This window comes from Paenibacillus sp. Y301 (genome assembly GCF_059445505.1).
Map to the genome: position 1 here is coordinate 23115 of NZ_JCAIUL010000014.1, position 16717 is coordinate 39831.

Sequence of the window (16717 nt, forward strand, 5' to 3'; positions counted from 1 at the left end):
ACAGCAAGTGTTCCCTTCATAAATGAGTTAGTTTAACTATTTATTATTAGCTTCAAACGCTGCTTGGTGTTCTTTCGCTACTGCAGCCGAATCTACTTTCTGCACAAACAAGTTTTGAATACTATTTAAATGAACTTGTGCTGTACCTGGATTCATGGTGTTATCAAACGCCAAGTCTCCACCTTTTACTTCTTTAAATAGACTCAGTACTTCCATCGCCATATCGGAATAACCAGCCGCCTTAAAGTCTCCATCTACGATCTGACCAATCCCAACTGCTCCCTTAGCTATAAATGCTTCTTTAGGGAAGTTCAACATGAACCAATTCAAGAAATCTTTTGTTTCTTGCAAGTGCTCGCTATCCGCAGAAATTGCAAATGCACTACCCGGTGCTAACATGAACTCATTCGGATCACCTTTACCAGCGATTGTAGGGAATTTGAATACACCTACTTTTCCATTCACAGAGGATGTTTCAATACCACCTGTTGCCCATGTTCCCATGTAGTACATTGCTGATTTACCTGTTTTAAATAGGTTCTCCCCAGCATTATAATCAAAGGAAGTTGCACCATCCTGGAATGCGCCAGCTGCAACTAAACTCTCGAATGAATCGACTGCTTCTTTAAATGCGGGATCATCGAAGGTCTTCTTCTTATCTACAACATCTTGTAAGAATCCTGGTCCGTTTGTGCGAAGCAACATATTCATGAACAAAAAGGACCCTGTCCAAGAATCTTTTTCACCGATAGCGATCGGTGTAATTCCTTTTTCTTTGAGCGTTGCTACGACTTTTAACATATCTTCAAACGTCGTTGGCACTTCTACGCCAGCTTTATCAAAAAGTTCTCTATTATAGTAGACGACACCGATGTTATTACCATCTGGAAGAGCATATATGTTGTTATCAAAGCTATACCAATCTAAAAGTCCTTCTTGGAACGTATCCTTCAAGCCATTTTGATCCAACATATCATTCAATGGTGCAAATAAACCGGCATCAACAAAAGGTTGCATTTGAGCAGCAGGGTTCACGATCGTAATGTCAGGAACCTCTTTCGATGCTGCCTGTGTCTTTAATTTCAATTTCTGTTGATCTGTATTAAGTGAATCAAGTTCGATCTTGATGTTTGGATGTTCTGTTTCGTATTGCGTCACGAGCTTCTTCATCAGTTGATTCTTAGGATCAGTCGTATCCGGGTAGATGTTCTGGAATGTAATCTTGATATCCTTTTCTACAACCTTTTCAACGACCTTCTCCGGTGTCTTATCCGTCTCATTACTTGCAGTATTACCTTTATTGTCTTTGGAACCGTTTCCACAAGCAGCTAAACCAAATACCATTGTTGCTGCAAGAACCAGACTACATACTTTTGATACATTTGCCATTTTATTCACCCCTTATAAGTGTATATTTTTATTATGGGGATAATTTCCACATTTGAGGAGGTGTTAAATTTAGGATATAGGGTTGCTTTTTACAGATACATTGGATTAACCCTCACCACTGCAGAATAGAATCGATACATTCAATCTAGCCCTTATGTAAAAAAACACCGTGTAACCAGCTAATGCAGTTCACTGGTTAAATGGTGTTTTCTTTAAACCTATCTAATTAACCGAATCTAGGTGTTGATCTGAATGACTTCTTGTCCCATCATTTCAAATCGTAAATTGAGGTGCAAATATTACAGTCCTCCTACACCATGCTCGGAAAGAGGTGTAATCTGACCTCCAGCTCCAGGACCTACTGGATGAGTGAGTCCAATAACAATCATAAATACAATTAACAGACCGAATATTCCCTTTTTCATTTTACATTTCTCCTTCTTTCAATATTATATTTGTATACTCTATCTGTGTATCTCCTGATGCTAAATGTCTGAATTGCTCGAATACTTTAACACATCTAGTAAAGCATGTGTCACTATGTATTCTAATGGAGGTTTCCAAACTTTGTAATATCCACTTTAATCCAATTTCATACCGTTGCCTGCGTAGATGATAAATAGCTAATTCTATGAGAAACTTAAGACAACGATCCATACTTAATGGTTGAGAGTACTCACCAGCTAACCGATTCGATTCACCATAGAAGGAAATATGATCTTCAAATTGAATAAGCATCTCATCTACATCCATACCATATATATTCGCTGCTTCAGTGATCATAAGAAGCCCTGGCAGAATCTCCTCTTCGTTCTCACTCATATATGATACATATTGAGGCAATGCATCCCATTCTCCTTGCCTTATTCTATAAATGCATGTGTTCGCTTCGCCCCACTTCTGAAACTTAACCCTATACTTAACCGCATCTTCTTCACGTTCTTCTGACCAATCCATATTGATATATAATAAAGTGTACTTATTCGCTACTTCATAGTTTTTAAATCTGCAATATGCACCGGCCGTCATCAAATGTCCATAGGCTGCATATGCCAGAACAGGATACTTTGTCTTTCTCTGCGTTCGATCTACCTTCCGCTTATTCATAGTATGTTGGCAATCTGCTCTAAACAATAGTTTGTCGGAAATTCCAATGACCTTGTCCATATAATCTAAAGAGAAGTAAACATTACTAAGTTCAAGTAAAGCATCCAGCTGAATCTCTTCTGGAAGACGGTCTATGAAAGGCTCAAATCGAACCACTGCGCGAAGATTCTCTTGTTGATCTTCTCCAATAGAAAGAGAAAACAATCGAAAGTGACAAAGAGCTAACCTCTCGGAATGTTGTAACCTCTCCCCTTCAGCAACACATTGATACAACAAGACTGCTGCTTTATGTAAACCTTGATGATAGAGTAATTCTGCTGTGTCAAATATGCCTGGAAGATATGAGAGGTCTTCCGTAAGACGATTTAAGATGCTCTCCATACAATCGTACTTTTTGAGTTCTGCACATCGTTGCAAGAAAGGTCTTAACCTTCTCCAATTAGGTGCATTCGTAACGAAACACTCATCCACATATAGATCATATAACGCTCCCTCTGGAAGCTCCATTCCCGCTGTAATAAGATCCAGTTGTTTTACAGCAATAGGCTTAGGTGGATTACGATTGATAATGGCACTTAATATTCCCTTGTTCATACCAGCTGCAAATGATAACCCTTGTAAATTCATTTCATTTCTTCTTATGTAATCTTCTATTTCTGAACGGATCGTGGTGGTTGATATCAACTAGATCACCCCATCATATGTCGCATATTAAAATCCATAAATTTCTATTATTGAATTATATATGTAATTCATACGATGGTCAATAAACAAAACTTTTGAAAAAAAACAGCAACCCATGGTCATAACCACAGCTCACTGTCTTGTCCTATAATATTTAACAATCAATACCTTACTTCATATTCACAATACTCATCCCCATGAACATTACACTTTACTTCCCGAACGGAGACGCGTTTACCCCGAATTTGAGAAAGAGCCCCTTCCATAATTGCTCCTTCCATATCACATACCATTTTGCCTTCCATGATCGGTAACCCTTCACAGAAGCAATCATATACGACTACAGTCATCGACTTCTCATCTTCCCTTATTATCTTAGGAATCCCTATTTTTAAATGTTCAAATAACTCAAATAGTTCATCTACGGTAGTAACACCTAACTCTTCCCCAATCTTTCTTCCTATGGTTAACGTCGTGCTTTTACCATTCATAGGTAACCCCTGATATAAACCAATTAATCTGATCGTTCTGAATAACTCTAACGGTACTACGTCTCCTAATTTCTCTCGCTTTATTTGCTTCATATCTGAAAATGTAAAATGATCCAATGAACTCGCCCCCTGTTGTAATTCAACCGTCTTATGATGGATTCTCGATATGTTGATTATAAGCTCGCACATAATCCGACTTGTGATTTTAGTCACATGAAATACTATATCATTTAAACAATTCCTTATGTCTAGACTTGATCAAAAGGAATCCCCTACAACAAATGATTTCAATTAAGTGATATGATTGATTAGATTATACTCAAGACTATACTCTCTCAGGAGACTCATATATCATGAAACCAACCTATATTATGGATGATATGCAATGGCATATGCTTATTCAGAATGTCGCAGAATATTTCAATGACCTTACCATAAAACGCGGATTCCAGTATTTCAAACAGGGCCGTGTACATCAGTTAACGATACCTGTAACCGGACAGATTGAGGCCGTTGTCAAAGGTACTGAGAATTACTCCGTTCACATCAATCTAGATTCCTTTTCGGGGAACCATTGCAATTGCCCCGTTCCAGCTAACTGTAAGCACATGATTGCTACTCTGCTTGAATATGCCAACCTACATGAGCGATCCGTTCATTCACTCGTGAATGCACATTCAGCAGCTATGTTCAATCAAGTTGCAAAGCATGCGTCTCCACATAGCACGTCTAATCGCTCAGCCGTTCAGACAGCAGAAAGACAAGCGGAAGCCTCCGCTAAATTAAAGGGACAAGCACGTCTTCTATCTACATTGCCCATACCCGAATGGTATGATTTATTTGAACAATGTATTGCACCATTAGGAAAGAACATTCCCAATGCTCAATACGCTCAGAGTGCTTTGGCATCTATTAATAGCATGCGTCCTCAGCTTTCACCGATATTAGAGCTACTATTTACATTTCATGCTCATCTATTTGTACTCACAAAAATAGTGAAGCCATCACAACATGGGCAACACACTAATTTCTATATGGGTTTTCAGACACAAGTTGCGGCCGATGATATTCAACAAGCAGTTATGTGTAGTTTTACAAAAGAATTCCCGCTGCATACCGAGCCTGAACAACGGCACCATATTGCTGAGACGTTAACACATTTACGTACCATCATGCTGACAGAGCCTAAGAATCTGAATTATTTCCTAGATGTCTATATTCAGTTCTGGTTGAATTGGATTGTTCCCAACCTTAACGACCAAGAGATGTACTTGGAAGAATTACAACAATTACAATTAGCAGAGAAGGAACTCGGGAGCTCACTTTCACGACTTCCATGGATGTTATCTCAGAGTTGGATGCACTTCTATCTCTCCGAAGATCAGCAGGCATGGAGCCAGTTAAAAGCGGCAGATACGGCATTCATCGTTCACCCCGATCATGTGCTTCCTTTCTTAAATTATCTATATAGAACGGAACAATGGTCACGATTGCAGGATTGGTTGATTGAAATTGGCCCCCTATTCAGCACCCACCGGAATAATAACCTGAACGATTATTGGATCTACTGGGAGAAGACGATTCAACAACTTCCCGAAGCTGAGACATCCATGTGGTCAACGCTTGTTCGCATGCTACCTTATTCCGAGAAGATCTATGAGGAAAAGTTACTGATCCACGGTAAGTGGCAGCAATGGATGGACTATCAATTAAGTACAGGTAAAGAACCTATGGACTATCGTGTGAGCGTATTTCAGCCCATTGAGAAGAATGCTCCTGAATTAATGCTCCCCTTCTATCATCAGTCTGTCGAGAGATATATTGTTCAGAAAAATAGAGATAGCTATAAACAAGCAGTAAAATTACTAAAACGCCTGTCGAAGCTATATAAGAAATTGAAGCAAGAGGCGCGCTGGGAAGTATTTATAACCTCATTTAGCAATCGCTATAGCCGACTACGCGCACTCCAAGAGGAGCTTAGGAAAGGAAAGCTGATCCCATGAGTCAATATACAGAGACCGTCACTCTTCACATCACCTTAACCGCTTATGGCGATGCCCTTATCTATGGCTCTACCAATACGTATAATTACGTATCAGGGCAACACTTGAAACACCGTTTATTCGCGTGGCATGAAGAGTCCTTTTATGGTACGGAATTAGAGGTTCAAATGGTTCAAGATATCGAACTTGTAGTTCTACCTTCTGAGCAAGTCATTCCATTCTTTGCAGAGCAAAAGTTTCTTGCACATATTGAATGGGCATGGAGTGAAGATGTCGCACAATGGATTCAACTCGTGCCTAGATTGGCCACTTATATAGATGAGAAGAAATTTATCCCTAGTTACTCAGCTTTCCAAGCCGGTAAATTGAAATGGAGCTGGGATCAAGTCGTATTGGATTCGCAAGATAGAGAACTTATAGAACAAATAGGGTTCGATTCCGATCTTATTGAGGGTTTACGTTCTGCCTTCTCAGCTACGGTATTCCAACGTTACTACGGAACTGAAGCGTCAGCATCAGATCTAAGAAGGGAATATCCAATACTCTTTACGAACAACGGAATGACTGCAACGGGTCTAGATGAGCAATCATGGCTTATTACTCTCGGCTGGAAAGCAGACACGGCTCCATTTCGACCGCTTCTCCAACTACTAGAACCTATGGATGATGAACCAACTTGGCACATTCAACTTGTTCTGCAAGATAAGCTTGATCCAACGGTACTTATACCTATTAAGCTTTCCGACGATGGCTATACCTCTGGATTATGGCCAGAGGCATGGTCGAATCATATACGTGAGCGGTCTGCTAGCTGGTTAGAACGTTTACGCGCAACACTTCCTAAGGAGCGATTCACCCACAGTAATGAAGATATATTAAGCAGTCCTTTGACGGATTCCGCTGCTTGGGAATTCTTGACGTCAGACAGTCACCGTCTGCTTGAAGCTGGCTGGCAAGTACTGCTTCCCGCTTGGTGGGAAGCAGCGAGTCGAAAGAAACCGAAGCTCCGAGCTAAGGTACGCTCCAGTGAAGGTAGTACCGGTGGCTCACTATTTGGACTGGACTCTCTTGTTAACTTCGATTGGCGTATTGCGATTGGCGAGTCTCATCTCACGGAGAGTGAATTTGCTGAGCTAGTTGCCCGCAATGAACGACTAGTCCGATTTAGAGGACAATGGATTCCACTTGATCCAGCGTTACTAGCACAGATTCGCCAAGCAATGGCAGGTGTGGACAAAGAGCAAGGACTGACATTTCAAGATATCCTTCAACTTCATCTATTGGGTAACAGTGATGAACCTGATACCGACTCAGCGGATCAACAACAGAAGGGTTCAGAGCGTATTGAGTTGGAAGTTGAGCTGAATGAACATCTCATGAAGATCATGAGTCAACTTAGACAACAGACAGAATGGCCAACACTTGCTGTACCCAAGGATCTTCAAGCAGACTTACGTTCCTACCAACAAGATGGATTTGCTTGGTTAGCCTTTTTGAGACGTTGTGGACTCGGAGCTTGTCTAGCAGATGACATGGGACTAGGTAAAACAGTGCAATTCATTGCCTATCTATTACATCTGAAAGAAACTACTGTGAATACAGATCCGTGGTTCCCTTCTCTCTTGATTTGCCCTACTTCGGTTCTTGGCAACTGGCAGAAAGAATTGGCTCGCTTTGCTCCAACTTTGAAAGTTATGCTCCATTATGGATCAAACCGTTATAATAGTGAGTCCTTTCTGAAAGAGGCTCTTCAAGCAGATATCATTCTAACATCCTATGCTACGGCAACTCTTGATCAAGAGCTGCTTAAAGAATTCACTTGGGCATCTATTTGTTTAGACGAAGCACAGAATATTAAGAATGCCCAGACGAAGCAATCCACTGCGGTCCGGAGTTTCCCGGCCAGACATCGAATTGCACTAACTGGAACACCTATTGAGAATCGCCTCTCTGAACTTTGGTCTCTCTACGATTTCATTAACCCGGGATATTTAGGTAGTTCGCGTGCCTTTAATAATCGGTTCATTAATGCCATTGAGAAGGAGCATAATGAACAACGTACGATCGATTTACAGAAGCTAGTTAAGCCCTTTATGCTTCGCCGTAAAAAGAAGGATCCCGCTATTCAGCTTGATTTACCTGATAAGAACGAGATAAAAACATATATTCATCTTACGGCTGAGCAAGGTGCCCTTTATGATCATACCGTCACTAACCTCATGGAACGCATGCAGAAGCTTGAGGGTATTGAGCGTAAAGGAGCTATTCTAGCTACGTTAACTCATCTTAAACAGCTCTGTGACCATCCGATGCTTCTAACGAAGGAAGCTATTCCAGAGGCATCTACAAGTATTGATGGCGTAACGGATAGCGACACATGGATCAACAGATCCGCAAAATTGGAGCGGCTTCTTGCTATGGTGAAGGAACTAAGAGAAGATGGCGAGAGATGCCTTATTTTTACGCAGTACATTGGCATGGGTCAAATCCTGCAAAGGGTACTCGAACAAGAACTTCAGGAGCCTGTACTTTACTTGAATGGCAGTACGTCCAAAACCGCACGTGACCGTATGATTGACCAATTTCAATCACATACCCTATCACCTGCGGAACAACCCTCTGTATTCATTCTTTCGATCAAGGCAGGGGGGGTAGGTCTCAACCTTACAGCCGCCAATCATGTCTTTCACTTCGACCGCTGGTGGAATCCTGCGGTTGAGAATCAGGCTACAGATCGAGCTTACCGTATGGGTCAGACCAAAGATGTACAGGTACACAAGTTCATCTCCCTGGGCACATTAGAAGAACGTATCGATGAAATGCTAGAGAACAAACAGCAACTTAGCGATAACGTGATTTCAAGTACCGAAGGTTGGATTACCGAGTTATCGACAGACGAGTTACAAGATCTCTTTACCTTACGACGGGACTGGACGAGTTAAACCTTGTAGTTGACTCGCCTTCCTCGGATCGTCATATATCAACAAAAGGGGACACCCTACATCGGTGTCCCTTTTGTCTATTTTTTAAATCATTCTAAGGATTATAACGTAACTTCCTGTACGGGATGAACCTCACTGGCTGCTTTCCTTTTCTTCATATACCCCGAATAATATGCTGTCAGTATCGGAACCAGAATCGAGGTTACGATAATAGATGCAGCCACTAATGCGGTAGCTGCTTCAGCAGCGGGTAAGAATTCCGGCTTCATGTTTGCAATCAACATAGGATTGGCCACGGCTGCTCCAGCCGTACTCGATGCGGCAATACCAGCCGTACCATTTCCACCACCGACGAACTTATCAGCCAGAATCAACGGAATACCTGTAATAACGATAACTACTAAGCCCAATAAGATTCCTAGCAATCCAGTATCTAGAATAACACCTAAATCAATAGAACAACCTAGTGCAAAACCAAAGAATGGAATGAGTGCCTGTGTAGCCTTTCCAAAATAAGAACGAAGGTCATGATCCAAGTTACCTAGAATAAAACCAACTAAGAAAGGAAGCACTGCTCCTACGAATGTATGTGGTTCAAACACAGCTAAACCCGTACTTCCTAAGATTAACATAGTCACTAGTGGACCCGATTCAAGCGACATTAGAACAAAGGCACCTGACTCTTCTTTTGTACCATACTGCTGCATAATGGAGGCATACAATCCACCGTTAGTCATATCCATTGCGGAAACGATGGCAAGAACAGATAATCCGGCAAAGAAACCAGTCTGAACTCCACCTTCCGGTAGGAACTGTATCGCGATCATCGCTACGACCCAAGCTACAGCAATTTTGGTTAATACCAGAGTACCCGATTTACGCAGTACGCTTCCTGTAGCTCTTACATCAATAGCAGCTCCCATGCAGAAGAACCAGACAGCTAGAATCGGTACAGTACCCGTCATTAGCCCGTTTGTAAATCCACCGAAATAGGTGCCTGCATTAGGTGTGAAAGTGTGAATTAAGGCTCCTAAGAACAAAGGAACCAACATCATGCCTCCAGGAATCTTATCTATTACTTTTTTAATTTTCATATTATTTTCATACCCTTCTTGTGAAGTTGAAATATTGTTTTTTTAATCAAATATTCAATATTCTTCCTAAATAAGGGCGCACTGAACTAACCTCAGAAGATGTCATTTTAAAAAATAGAATGGATTCTCCTAAGAAATCATATTATGTGTGCGCTTTCATTTCACTTGCGAGATCAACTCAATGACGACTCAAACCTAGCTCCGGAATGATCTTCCCGAATAAATCATGACTTTCTTTCATTTGTTGAGTAAAACCTGCGCCGTCTTTGACAAGTAACCCAAGTCCATTTAACTTCATGTATTGTCTAAACTCTACATCTTCAGTTCCTTTAATAAAGGCAATGGCAAGCTGTTCTGCAATCTCATCGGGGGTTTCTTTAGGCACAGCAAGCCCTCTCCATGTTCCTGTAAAGTTTACGTGAAGACCCGTCTGTTCCTCTAACGTAGGAACACCAGGCAACGCCTCCGAAGGTTGATCCGCTGTAATCGCAAGCGTTCGTAGCTTTCCTTCCTCCACATACTTCTTTACTTCGGCAGGACTTACAGGTACTGCATCAACAAATCCACTCATTAGTGCAGAAACGGCAGGCCCTCCACCTTCAAAAGGTATATGTTCAAACGCCACACCTGTTTCCCGTTCCAGTGTTACGGCTGCTAAATGCCAAATACTACCCGTTCCTGCATTCCCCATTTTCACTTCACCGGGATGCGTTTTAGCAAAATCAAGAAATTCATTCACGGTTTGCCATGGCGCTTCGGCTCTTACGGTAATGGCGGAAGGATCAAAATTGGTTTGCGCGATCGGTTTGAACGCTTCATAGGTAATCGGTAGCAATCCCATATGGGGTAAGGTTGTCAATTCTACCGGTAGATAGGTAAGTGTGTACCCATCACCCTTGGCATTGGCACCTTCCATCAATCCCACAGATCCCCCACCGCCTGTGCGGTTCACAACCACGATCGGCTGGCTGAGGTGTTTTTCTGCCGCTGCGGCTATAGCCCGCGCTGTTATATCTGTACCCCCTCCAGCTGCATAAGGGACAATCAGAGTAATGGGCTTTATAGGAAAGTCCACATCTGCATCGCCTGAATTGAAATTGTTAGAATACTGATATCCGATCCAAATTATGAGTACAATAGCTAATCCAGATGGTATCCAAACCCCTCTTCTAGTTATCCATTTCAATGAGATCCCTCTTCCCTGAGTTATCGATTGTTAGGCATATAATTGGAGAATAATTCCTCCTCCTATCCTCACCTTTTGCTACACCTCCAAGTGTCTATTCATTATTTTGTGATTTATTTCTCAAACAAAATATACCGCACATGGAGGATTCTCAACAATCATTTAATCTTACTCTGAGTCTTCAGAAACGCTGATTTGGTGCGGTTTTGGCTGATCTGCATATGCCTTGGCATATTTGATGGCCTCTCGAAATTTACCTGGTGTAATCGATTTGTTCTTCCGAAATACACGGATAAAGCTGTTCTCATTCTGATATCCAACAAGTTGAGCAATATTGGCAATTTTCATACTACTATCCTTTAATAGTTCGCAAGCTTTATCTACTCTCAAATTCGTTAAATAATCGTATACGGTCGTACCTGTCTCTTCCTTAAAAATATTACTGACAGAAGACACCCCCATATTTACATGGGAGGCAATATCCTGTAATCCAATATTAAGGTGCAGTTGATTCTCCATGTATTGAATCATCGCCTGAACAAGTTGGTACTCCTTCGATTGTCTGTGTTGTCCGAGTTCATTAGACAGATGAATGACTACACCGCATAATATCTCTTCAATTTCAGATAAATTCATCGTCTCCACTTGTTGCCACGTGTAATCTGCAAGCTCAGCAGGAAAGGAGTGTCCTCCCATAATGGCAATAGCTAGGATTTCATCGATTAGGTCATCCACCATACGATAAACCTTCTGTGGCTGAATCGCTTTTTTCCGAACCTCTGCTGTCCATTTTCTTATCCATTGGATTGATGTATGACTATCCGATGATTTCAGAGATTGAATCACTTCCACACTCCAAGTATCATCCACAACTTGGGCACCCTCATCATGTTTAGCTTCAATAGATGAATAGTCCCGAACATGTCCATATCCATCATAAAGACGGTAGGATAATGCAAGCTTGGCTTCTGTATAAGACCTTGCCACATGTAGAATATCTGATGCTGTAGAACCTAAACCAACGGATACTGATATTTTTAACAGATCATGTAGCATCTCTATAAGTTTATCCGCATCATCTCTCAGATACTTCTCTCCTAATCCCTTAGGTTGTAACAGAACAATGACACTATCTTTCTTGTGTACCGTCGTTACCGTTCGCCACATGGGTTCCAAATGCTCAATAATAATGTTATTCATAGCGAACTTAAGCAACATTTGATCCTCTTCCTTATAGGAAGAGGCCCATGGCCAATATCGATCGATGGAGACCATCATTACTTCAAAGGGTCCTTCTTCCCAACCCTGATAATAATGCTCCCACTTCGTATGTGTCTCTTGGGTTCCCATACTCCGTGTAATTAAATCCTGCACAAATTTAGAACGCAGCTCAGGTAAGCTCCATTCAGCTACAAGGGATTTGCTGTGGAAATCACCAACAAGCTTTCCAATCACAGGTTCCAAATCATATAAATTACCCTGACCAACAGGTGTCTGTTCAGAACTTAACAGCTTATTAATCCTCTTTAATGGTCGAAAAGCTGCAAAATTATAATAGTAGATCGCAGAGCAACCTACAAAAATAGAAATAAACGACAACAAAAGCATCATATTACGTGCAATCTTTACATTCCTTAGCAATTCCTCCATAGGAACAAATGAAAGCATCCTCCAACCCGTCACATTAGAAAAAGTCTGATTAGCCATATAATCCTGGCCCTCTATATTCACATGAGCAAACGGACTTACGTCGATTTGAGACAGGACTTTCTTCATTTCTGGCGGTGAAAAGGGTACGTTTAATTTCGGATAAATTAACTCCCCATCCAGGTTGTACACAAATTGATAACTCGACAAATGCGTGTACATCTGGGAGAACAGCCAATCATAATCAAGATCAACTAGGACTGCACCAACAATCTCTCCCTTGAGAACAACAGGCCGTGCTAAAGATAGTAATTCGGTACCTTCTAGTTTCGCGTTATTACCGCTATACAACCTTCTCTTAATAAGTAGAGGTTTCTCCTTAATTTCATAAATCCATGAACTCCATGCATCATCTGGAGCATTCTGCCACACAGACTCGTATCCATATTCACTCGATAGGACAGAATGGTCTTTGAATTGGATCACACTAATCGAATGGATATTTGACCCTGTTGCCAGGGTTCTCATATATTGGATCAGTTCGTCCGTCATTGCTGCACTATCGGGGGCTCCCTCGATGAATTGGATGGTTGCAGGGTGGAAAGACAAATCTACTGCCTTATTATCAGATTCGCTGAATACCCGGTTCGTTACATCCTGATTAATCTGCAGTAGCTCCACATTCGGTGTGTTCAGCTCTGTATCGAGTGCCTCTCTATATTCATGATAAGAAAACAGACCAATGCTCGTAATTAACAACGAAATAACGATCGTAAGCATCATAATCAGTCTCGTTTGTTTGTTTTGTAACACGTATTTCAATTTGTATCGTAGCATGGGAGTATCATCATCCTTCCATCTCTTATGTCCTAACATCGTTAGATCAGATGAGAATCTACCTAATTTTAAAATGGCTTTTGTTTAATGTAATAAATATCTTAAATTGTAAATATAAGATATTACCTTCACCTTCTATTCAGTAGATACCTTCTCTTATTACTTTTAAAAGAGATTACTTGTATCCGCTTTCTTTTGATCATATTATGTTTGTTACATGAACTGCAAGGACTTTTCACATAGAACGAGTTACAAATTCATCGTAAATACACAACAATATTCAACCATCCTCTGTATATGGGTGACATTTCAAACGCTGTGTGAATAGGCTATATCATCATATTCCTATTGGAGGTTTTCTAAATGAACATTAGAAATGGAGATCAGAACAACTATGATCCCCAATCATTCTATTCCTATCAATCCCAGCCAACATTTGCGAATGCTCAACGTCCTGATCATTCCTTCCGGTCTCAGCCCTTTCCTTACTCACATTACTATCATTTCTCCTCCTCACGCATAGGGCCTATTGAGAATCAATCTGACAGTGATGCGGATAGACAAGAGAGCGTAAATGGCCATATTATCGGATCTGTAGGTAAGGGTAAGGGAATTAGTATTGATACCGCTGGGGAAATAGGTGGTAAGCACGGCGTTGGATTTACAGCTGATGGGCATTTAACTAGCCATAGTATCGGTACGCATGCGAGCGGCCATCTCGGAGAGCCATACGGGATTAACGTACATGGCGGAGCTGACCTAAGTACTAACGAAGGTCTCCAAGTCACAACAGGTGGTCAGGTCGGAGACAAACATATTATCGATGCTCAAGCCACCGGTCATCTCGGAAAGAGCCAAGGAGTAGGATTTAATACGGAAGCACAGGTAGGCGGCAAATACGGGCTTGGTGCTCAAGCGCAAGGCCAAGTAGGCGGTGGTCAAGGGCTAGGGTTTACAACCGGTGCTCAACTCGGTGGTCAACATGGGCTTGGTGCTCAAGCCAAGGGACACCTAGGACTCAAACAAGGTGCAGGGTTTACTACTGGTGCTCAACTCGGTGGTCAGAGTGGACTAGGTGCTCATGCAGATGGTCACATGGGAATTAACCAAGGCATTGGCTTTACTACTGGTGCTCAGCTTGGAGGTCAGAGTGGATTAGGCGCCCATGCGAAGGGACAGTTAGGTGGAGGTCAAGGTGTCGAACTCGGAATTGGTGGGCATGTAGGCAGCCATGACGGTCAGATTGGTATTAAATTAGGTGGCAAAGATAAGGAACTAAAGGAATCTAAGGAACAACTAGAGGAATTAAAGGAATCTAAATAACATTATAAATAAACAGGCTACCAATGATCGGTAGCCTGTTCTAACGAATAGGTGAAGCCAAAACTCTACATTTTAACACCAAGAGTTATCCCACACTTAACGACTCCCAGAAAAAATATGTTCCGTTCATCTTATCTTTTCTATAGCATCTTCGCTATCCTTACAGCATAATCTAATTGACACGACCAATAACGATGATCAGAGTCAAAGGAGAGTGAATTATGGGACCTTTTTCAAAAGATTTATTAAAAGACAAGGTCGTTCTCATCACAGGTGGAGCTACTGGATTAGGACGAGCCATGGGTACACAATTCCTGAATCTTGGAGCCAAACTAGCCATTGCAAGTCGACGCGAAGAAACATTAAAAAAAACAGCAGAAGAATTAAGTGTAAACGGGAATAACGTATTCTACAAAGTCACCGATGTGCGAGATCCTGTCCAAATTCATGACCTTGTGGAGGCCGTCGAACAGCAATTTGGGCGAATCGATGTGTTGGTTAATAATGCCGCTGGTAACTTTATAAGTCCAACTGAACGCCTCTCTCCCCGAGCGGTAGATGCAATCTTAAATATTGTATTACATGGAACCATGTATACGACGTTGGAAGTCGGTAAAAGGTGGATTGAACAACGTCATCCGGGTACCATGCTGAACATTGTGACCACCTATGCTTCTACAGGATCAGCCTTTGTTGTACCCTCCGCTGCGGCTAAAGCGGGCGTATTAGCACTAACCCGCTCCCTTGCCGTGGAGTGGGCACGTCACGGAATACGCCAAGTTGCTATTGCCCCAGGCCCGTTTCCAACGGATGGTGCAACGTCTAGACTCATGCCCACGCCTGACATAGAAGAAAAGATGATTAATCGGATTCCTCTACGCCGTGTAGGTAATCAAGAAGAACTTGCTCATTTAGCAGCTTATCTAATCTCAGACTATGCCGGTTATATTAATGGAGAGGTCGTTACGATCGATGGAGGAGAGTGGCTTCAAGGAGCAGGCGAATTCAACGATCTTCTTGAGATTACTGAAGAACAATGGAATGTTCTCGCTGAGAAAACTCGCCAAGGCAAATAGCAGCTAACTAATTTAATTAGGAAATCGGAAATCTCTTACCTTTTATTATGGAGAGTATAGATGTGTGATCCTACCCTTGCAACAATGTCACCTCTATGATGTTGATTTGCTCTCGCTCGATGAGTCTGAGTTAATCTTATCGATAATTTACGCAGATATTCAAAATCCGGATGAACAACCTCATCAGACATATACGCAGATATCTTACTACCAGGTATTCTTCTTCTATTAAGGGATGCTATGATTTCCTCTGCCGATCTTATCCCTATGCCATGGCCATAATATAAGTCTCTTCCTAATACGACAGCATTCTCACCCTGCCACTCCGGCGATATAGGATTATGGTCTGGATTTTTAAAATATACGATGTCGCCTGCGTAAGCGTCGCCCTTGTGTTCTATGATTTTCAACTGTAAGTCACTGTCATAATTCCAATCCCTTAAGTACAAATCTTGAAAATATCGATCAAATACTTCCTTACCTAGTACATCGAGTGTCGCCTTGTACAGAGTAATGACCATAGCGGTTGCACACTCAAACGCATACAAATGCCCATTTCTATAAATATCATTGATCCCATCCGAAGGCAGAATGCCGCTATTCAGTCTAAACCCGCCATTATTTGTCCGTGTCCACAATTCTTTATTACATCTGGAATTATCGAACGTTGCAAAACTTGCATCACTAGTTTCTAGAGCTTTAGCCGCCTCCACAATATTCGTTCTCATCTTTAACTCGAATTGCAAAGCCTCCAGAGAGTCATATCGATAGACAGTTGGACTATTTCTCTTTTGATTCACAATTTTCTTCTCTAAGTCAGTTAACGGTAACGTATCGATTAGTTCTTCATTCAGACCTGAGATCACGATCATCCTAGTTCCCCCCCATGCCGTATTTTTCGGAGTATAGGTTATTGTACGTGTCAGATTGGATGTTTG

The 16717-nt window shown here is 41.6% G+C and carries 12 protein-coding genes; 4 read left to right on the plus strand and 8 right to left on the minus strand.

From position 1 onward, the window contains the following. Positions 1 to 36: 36 nt before the first annotated feature. The 4 genes from AC1D69_RS19865 to AC1D69_RS19880 form a co-directional block, all read right to left on the minus strand. Positions 37 to 1389, minus strand: coding sequence for an extracellular solute-binding protein (locus AC1D69_RS19865; RefSeq protein ID WP_495457878.1), 1353 nt, complete (start codon positions 1387 to 1389; stop codon positions 37 to 39). A gap of 299 nt (positions 1390 to 1688) precedes the next feature. After that, on the minus strand, positions 1689 to 1814 hold the full coding sequence (locus tag AC1D69_RS19870) for a hypothetical protein (RefSeq protein ID WP_495457879.1): 126 nt from the start codon (positions 1812 to 1814) through the stop codon (positions 1689 to 1691). 1 nt (position 1815) lies between these two features. Then, positions 1816 to 3180 carry a transcriptional regulator gene (locus AC1D69_RS19875; RefSeq protein ID WP_495457880.1) on the minus strand — a complete coding sequence of 455 codons (1365 nt, stop codon included), beginning with the start codon at positions 3178 to 3180 and terminating at the stop codon, positions 1816 to 1818. Between the two features lie 161 nt (positions 3181 to 3341). Further along, complete coding sequence (locus tag AC1D69_RS19880; protein WP_495457881.1) at positions 3342 to 3788, minus strand: V4R domain-containing protein; 447 nt, start codon at positions 3786 to 3788, stop codon at positions 3342 to 3344. 236 nt (positions 3789 to 4024) lie between these two features. Here AC1D69_RS19880 and AC1D69_RS19885 point away from each other — a divergent pair, with 236 nt between their 5' ends. Both AC1D69_RS19885 and AC1D69_RS19890 read left to right on the plus strand, forming a co-directional pair. Further along, a complete protein-coding gene (locus AC1D69_RS19885; RefSeq protein WP_495457882.1) occupies positions 4025 to 5674 on the plus strand; it encodes an SWIM zinc finger family protein in 1650 nt (549 codons plus the stop codon). Then, positions 5671 to 8616, plus strand: a complete 2946-nt coding sequence (locus AC1D69_RS19890) for a DEAD/DEAH box helicase (RefSeq protein ID WP_495457883.1) — start codon at positions 5671 to 5673, stop codon at positions 8614 to 8616. Before AC1D69_RS19885 ends, AC1D69_RS19890 begins: the two co-directional genes overlap by 4 nt. A 101-nt stretch (positions 8617 to 8717) precedes the next feature. Here the strand turns inward: AC1D69_RS19890 and kdgT are convergent, their stop codons facing one another. From kdgT to AC1D69_RS19905, 3 genes are all read right to left on the minus strand, one after another. Next, on the minus strand, positions 8718 to 9710 hold the full coding sequence (kdgT, locus tag AC1D69_RS19895; protein WP_495457884.1) for a 2-keto-3-deoxygluconate transporter: 993 nt from the start codon (positions 9708 to 9710) through the stop codon (positions 8718 to 8720). A 178-nt stretch (positions 9711 to 9888) separates the two neighbouring features. Next, positions 9889 to 10839 (minus strand): tripartite tricarboxylate transporter substrate binding protein, encoded by a 951-nt coding sequence (locus tag AC1D69_RS19900; protein WP_495457964.1) that lies wholly within the window; start codon positions 10837 to 10839, stop codon positions 9889 to 9891. A gap of 225 nt (positions 10840 to 11064) precedes the next feature. After that, positions 11065 to 13380, minus strand: a complete 2316-nt coding sequence (locus AC1D69_RS19905) for a helix-turn-helix domain-containing protein (RefSeq protein WP_495457885.1) — start codon at positions 13378 to 13380, stop codon at positions 11065 to 11067. 363 nt (positions 13381 to 13743) lie between these two features. On the opposite strand from AC1D69_RS19905, the gene AC1D69_RS19910 reads away from it, so the two are divergent. Both AC1D69_RS19910 and AC1D69_RS19915 read left to right on the plus strand, forming a co-directional pair. Beyond that, positions 13744 to 14703, plus strand: a complete 960-nt coding sequence (locus AC1D69_RS19910) for a hypothetical protein (protein ID WP_495457886.1) — start codon at positions 13744 to 13746, stop codon at positions 14701 to 14703. Positions 14704 to 14924: 221 nt separating this feature from the next. Further along, a complete protein-coding gene (locus AC1D69_RS19915) occupies positions 14925 to 15779 on the plus strand; it encodes an SDR family oxidoreductase (protein WP_495457887.1) in 855 nt (284 codons plus the stop codon). 35 nt (positions 15780 to 15814) lie between these two features. Here AC1D69_RS19915 and AC1D69_RS19920 read toward each other — a convergent pair whose 3' ends face one another. Then, a complete protein-coding gene (locus tag AC1D69_RS19920) occupies positions 15815 to 16651 on the minus strand; it encodes a protein-glutamine gamma-glutamyltransferase (protein WP_495457888.1) in 837 nt (278 codons plus the stop codon). Positions 16652 to 16717 lie beyond the last annotated feature (66 nt).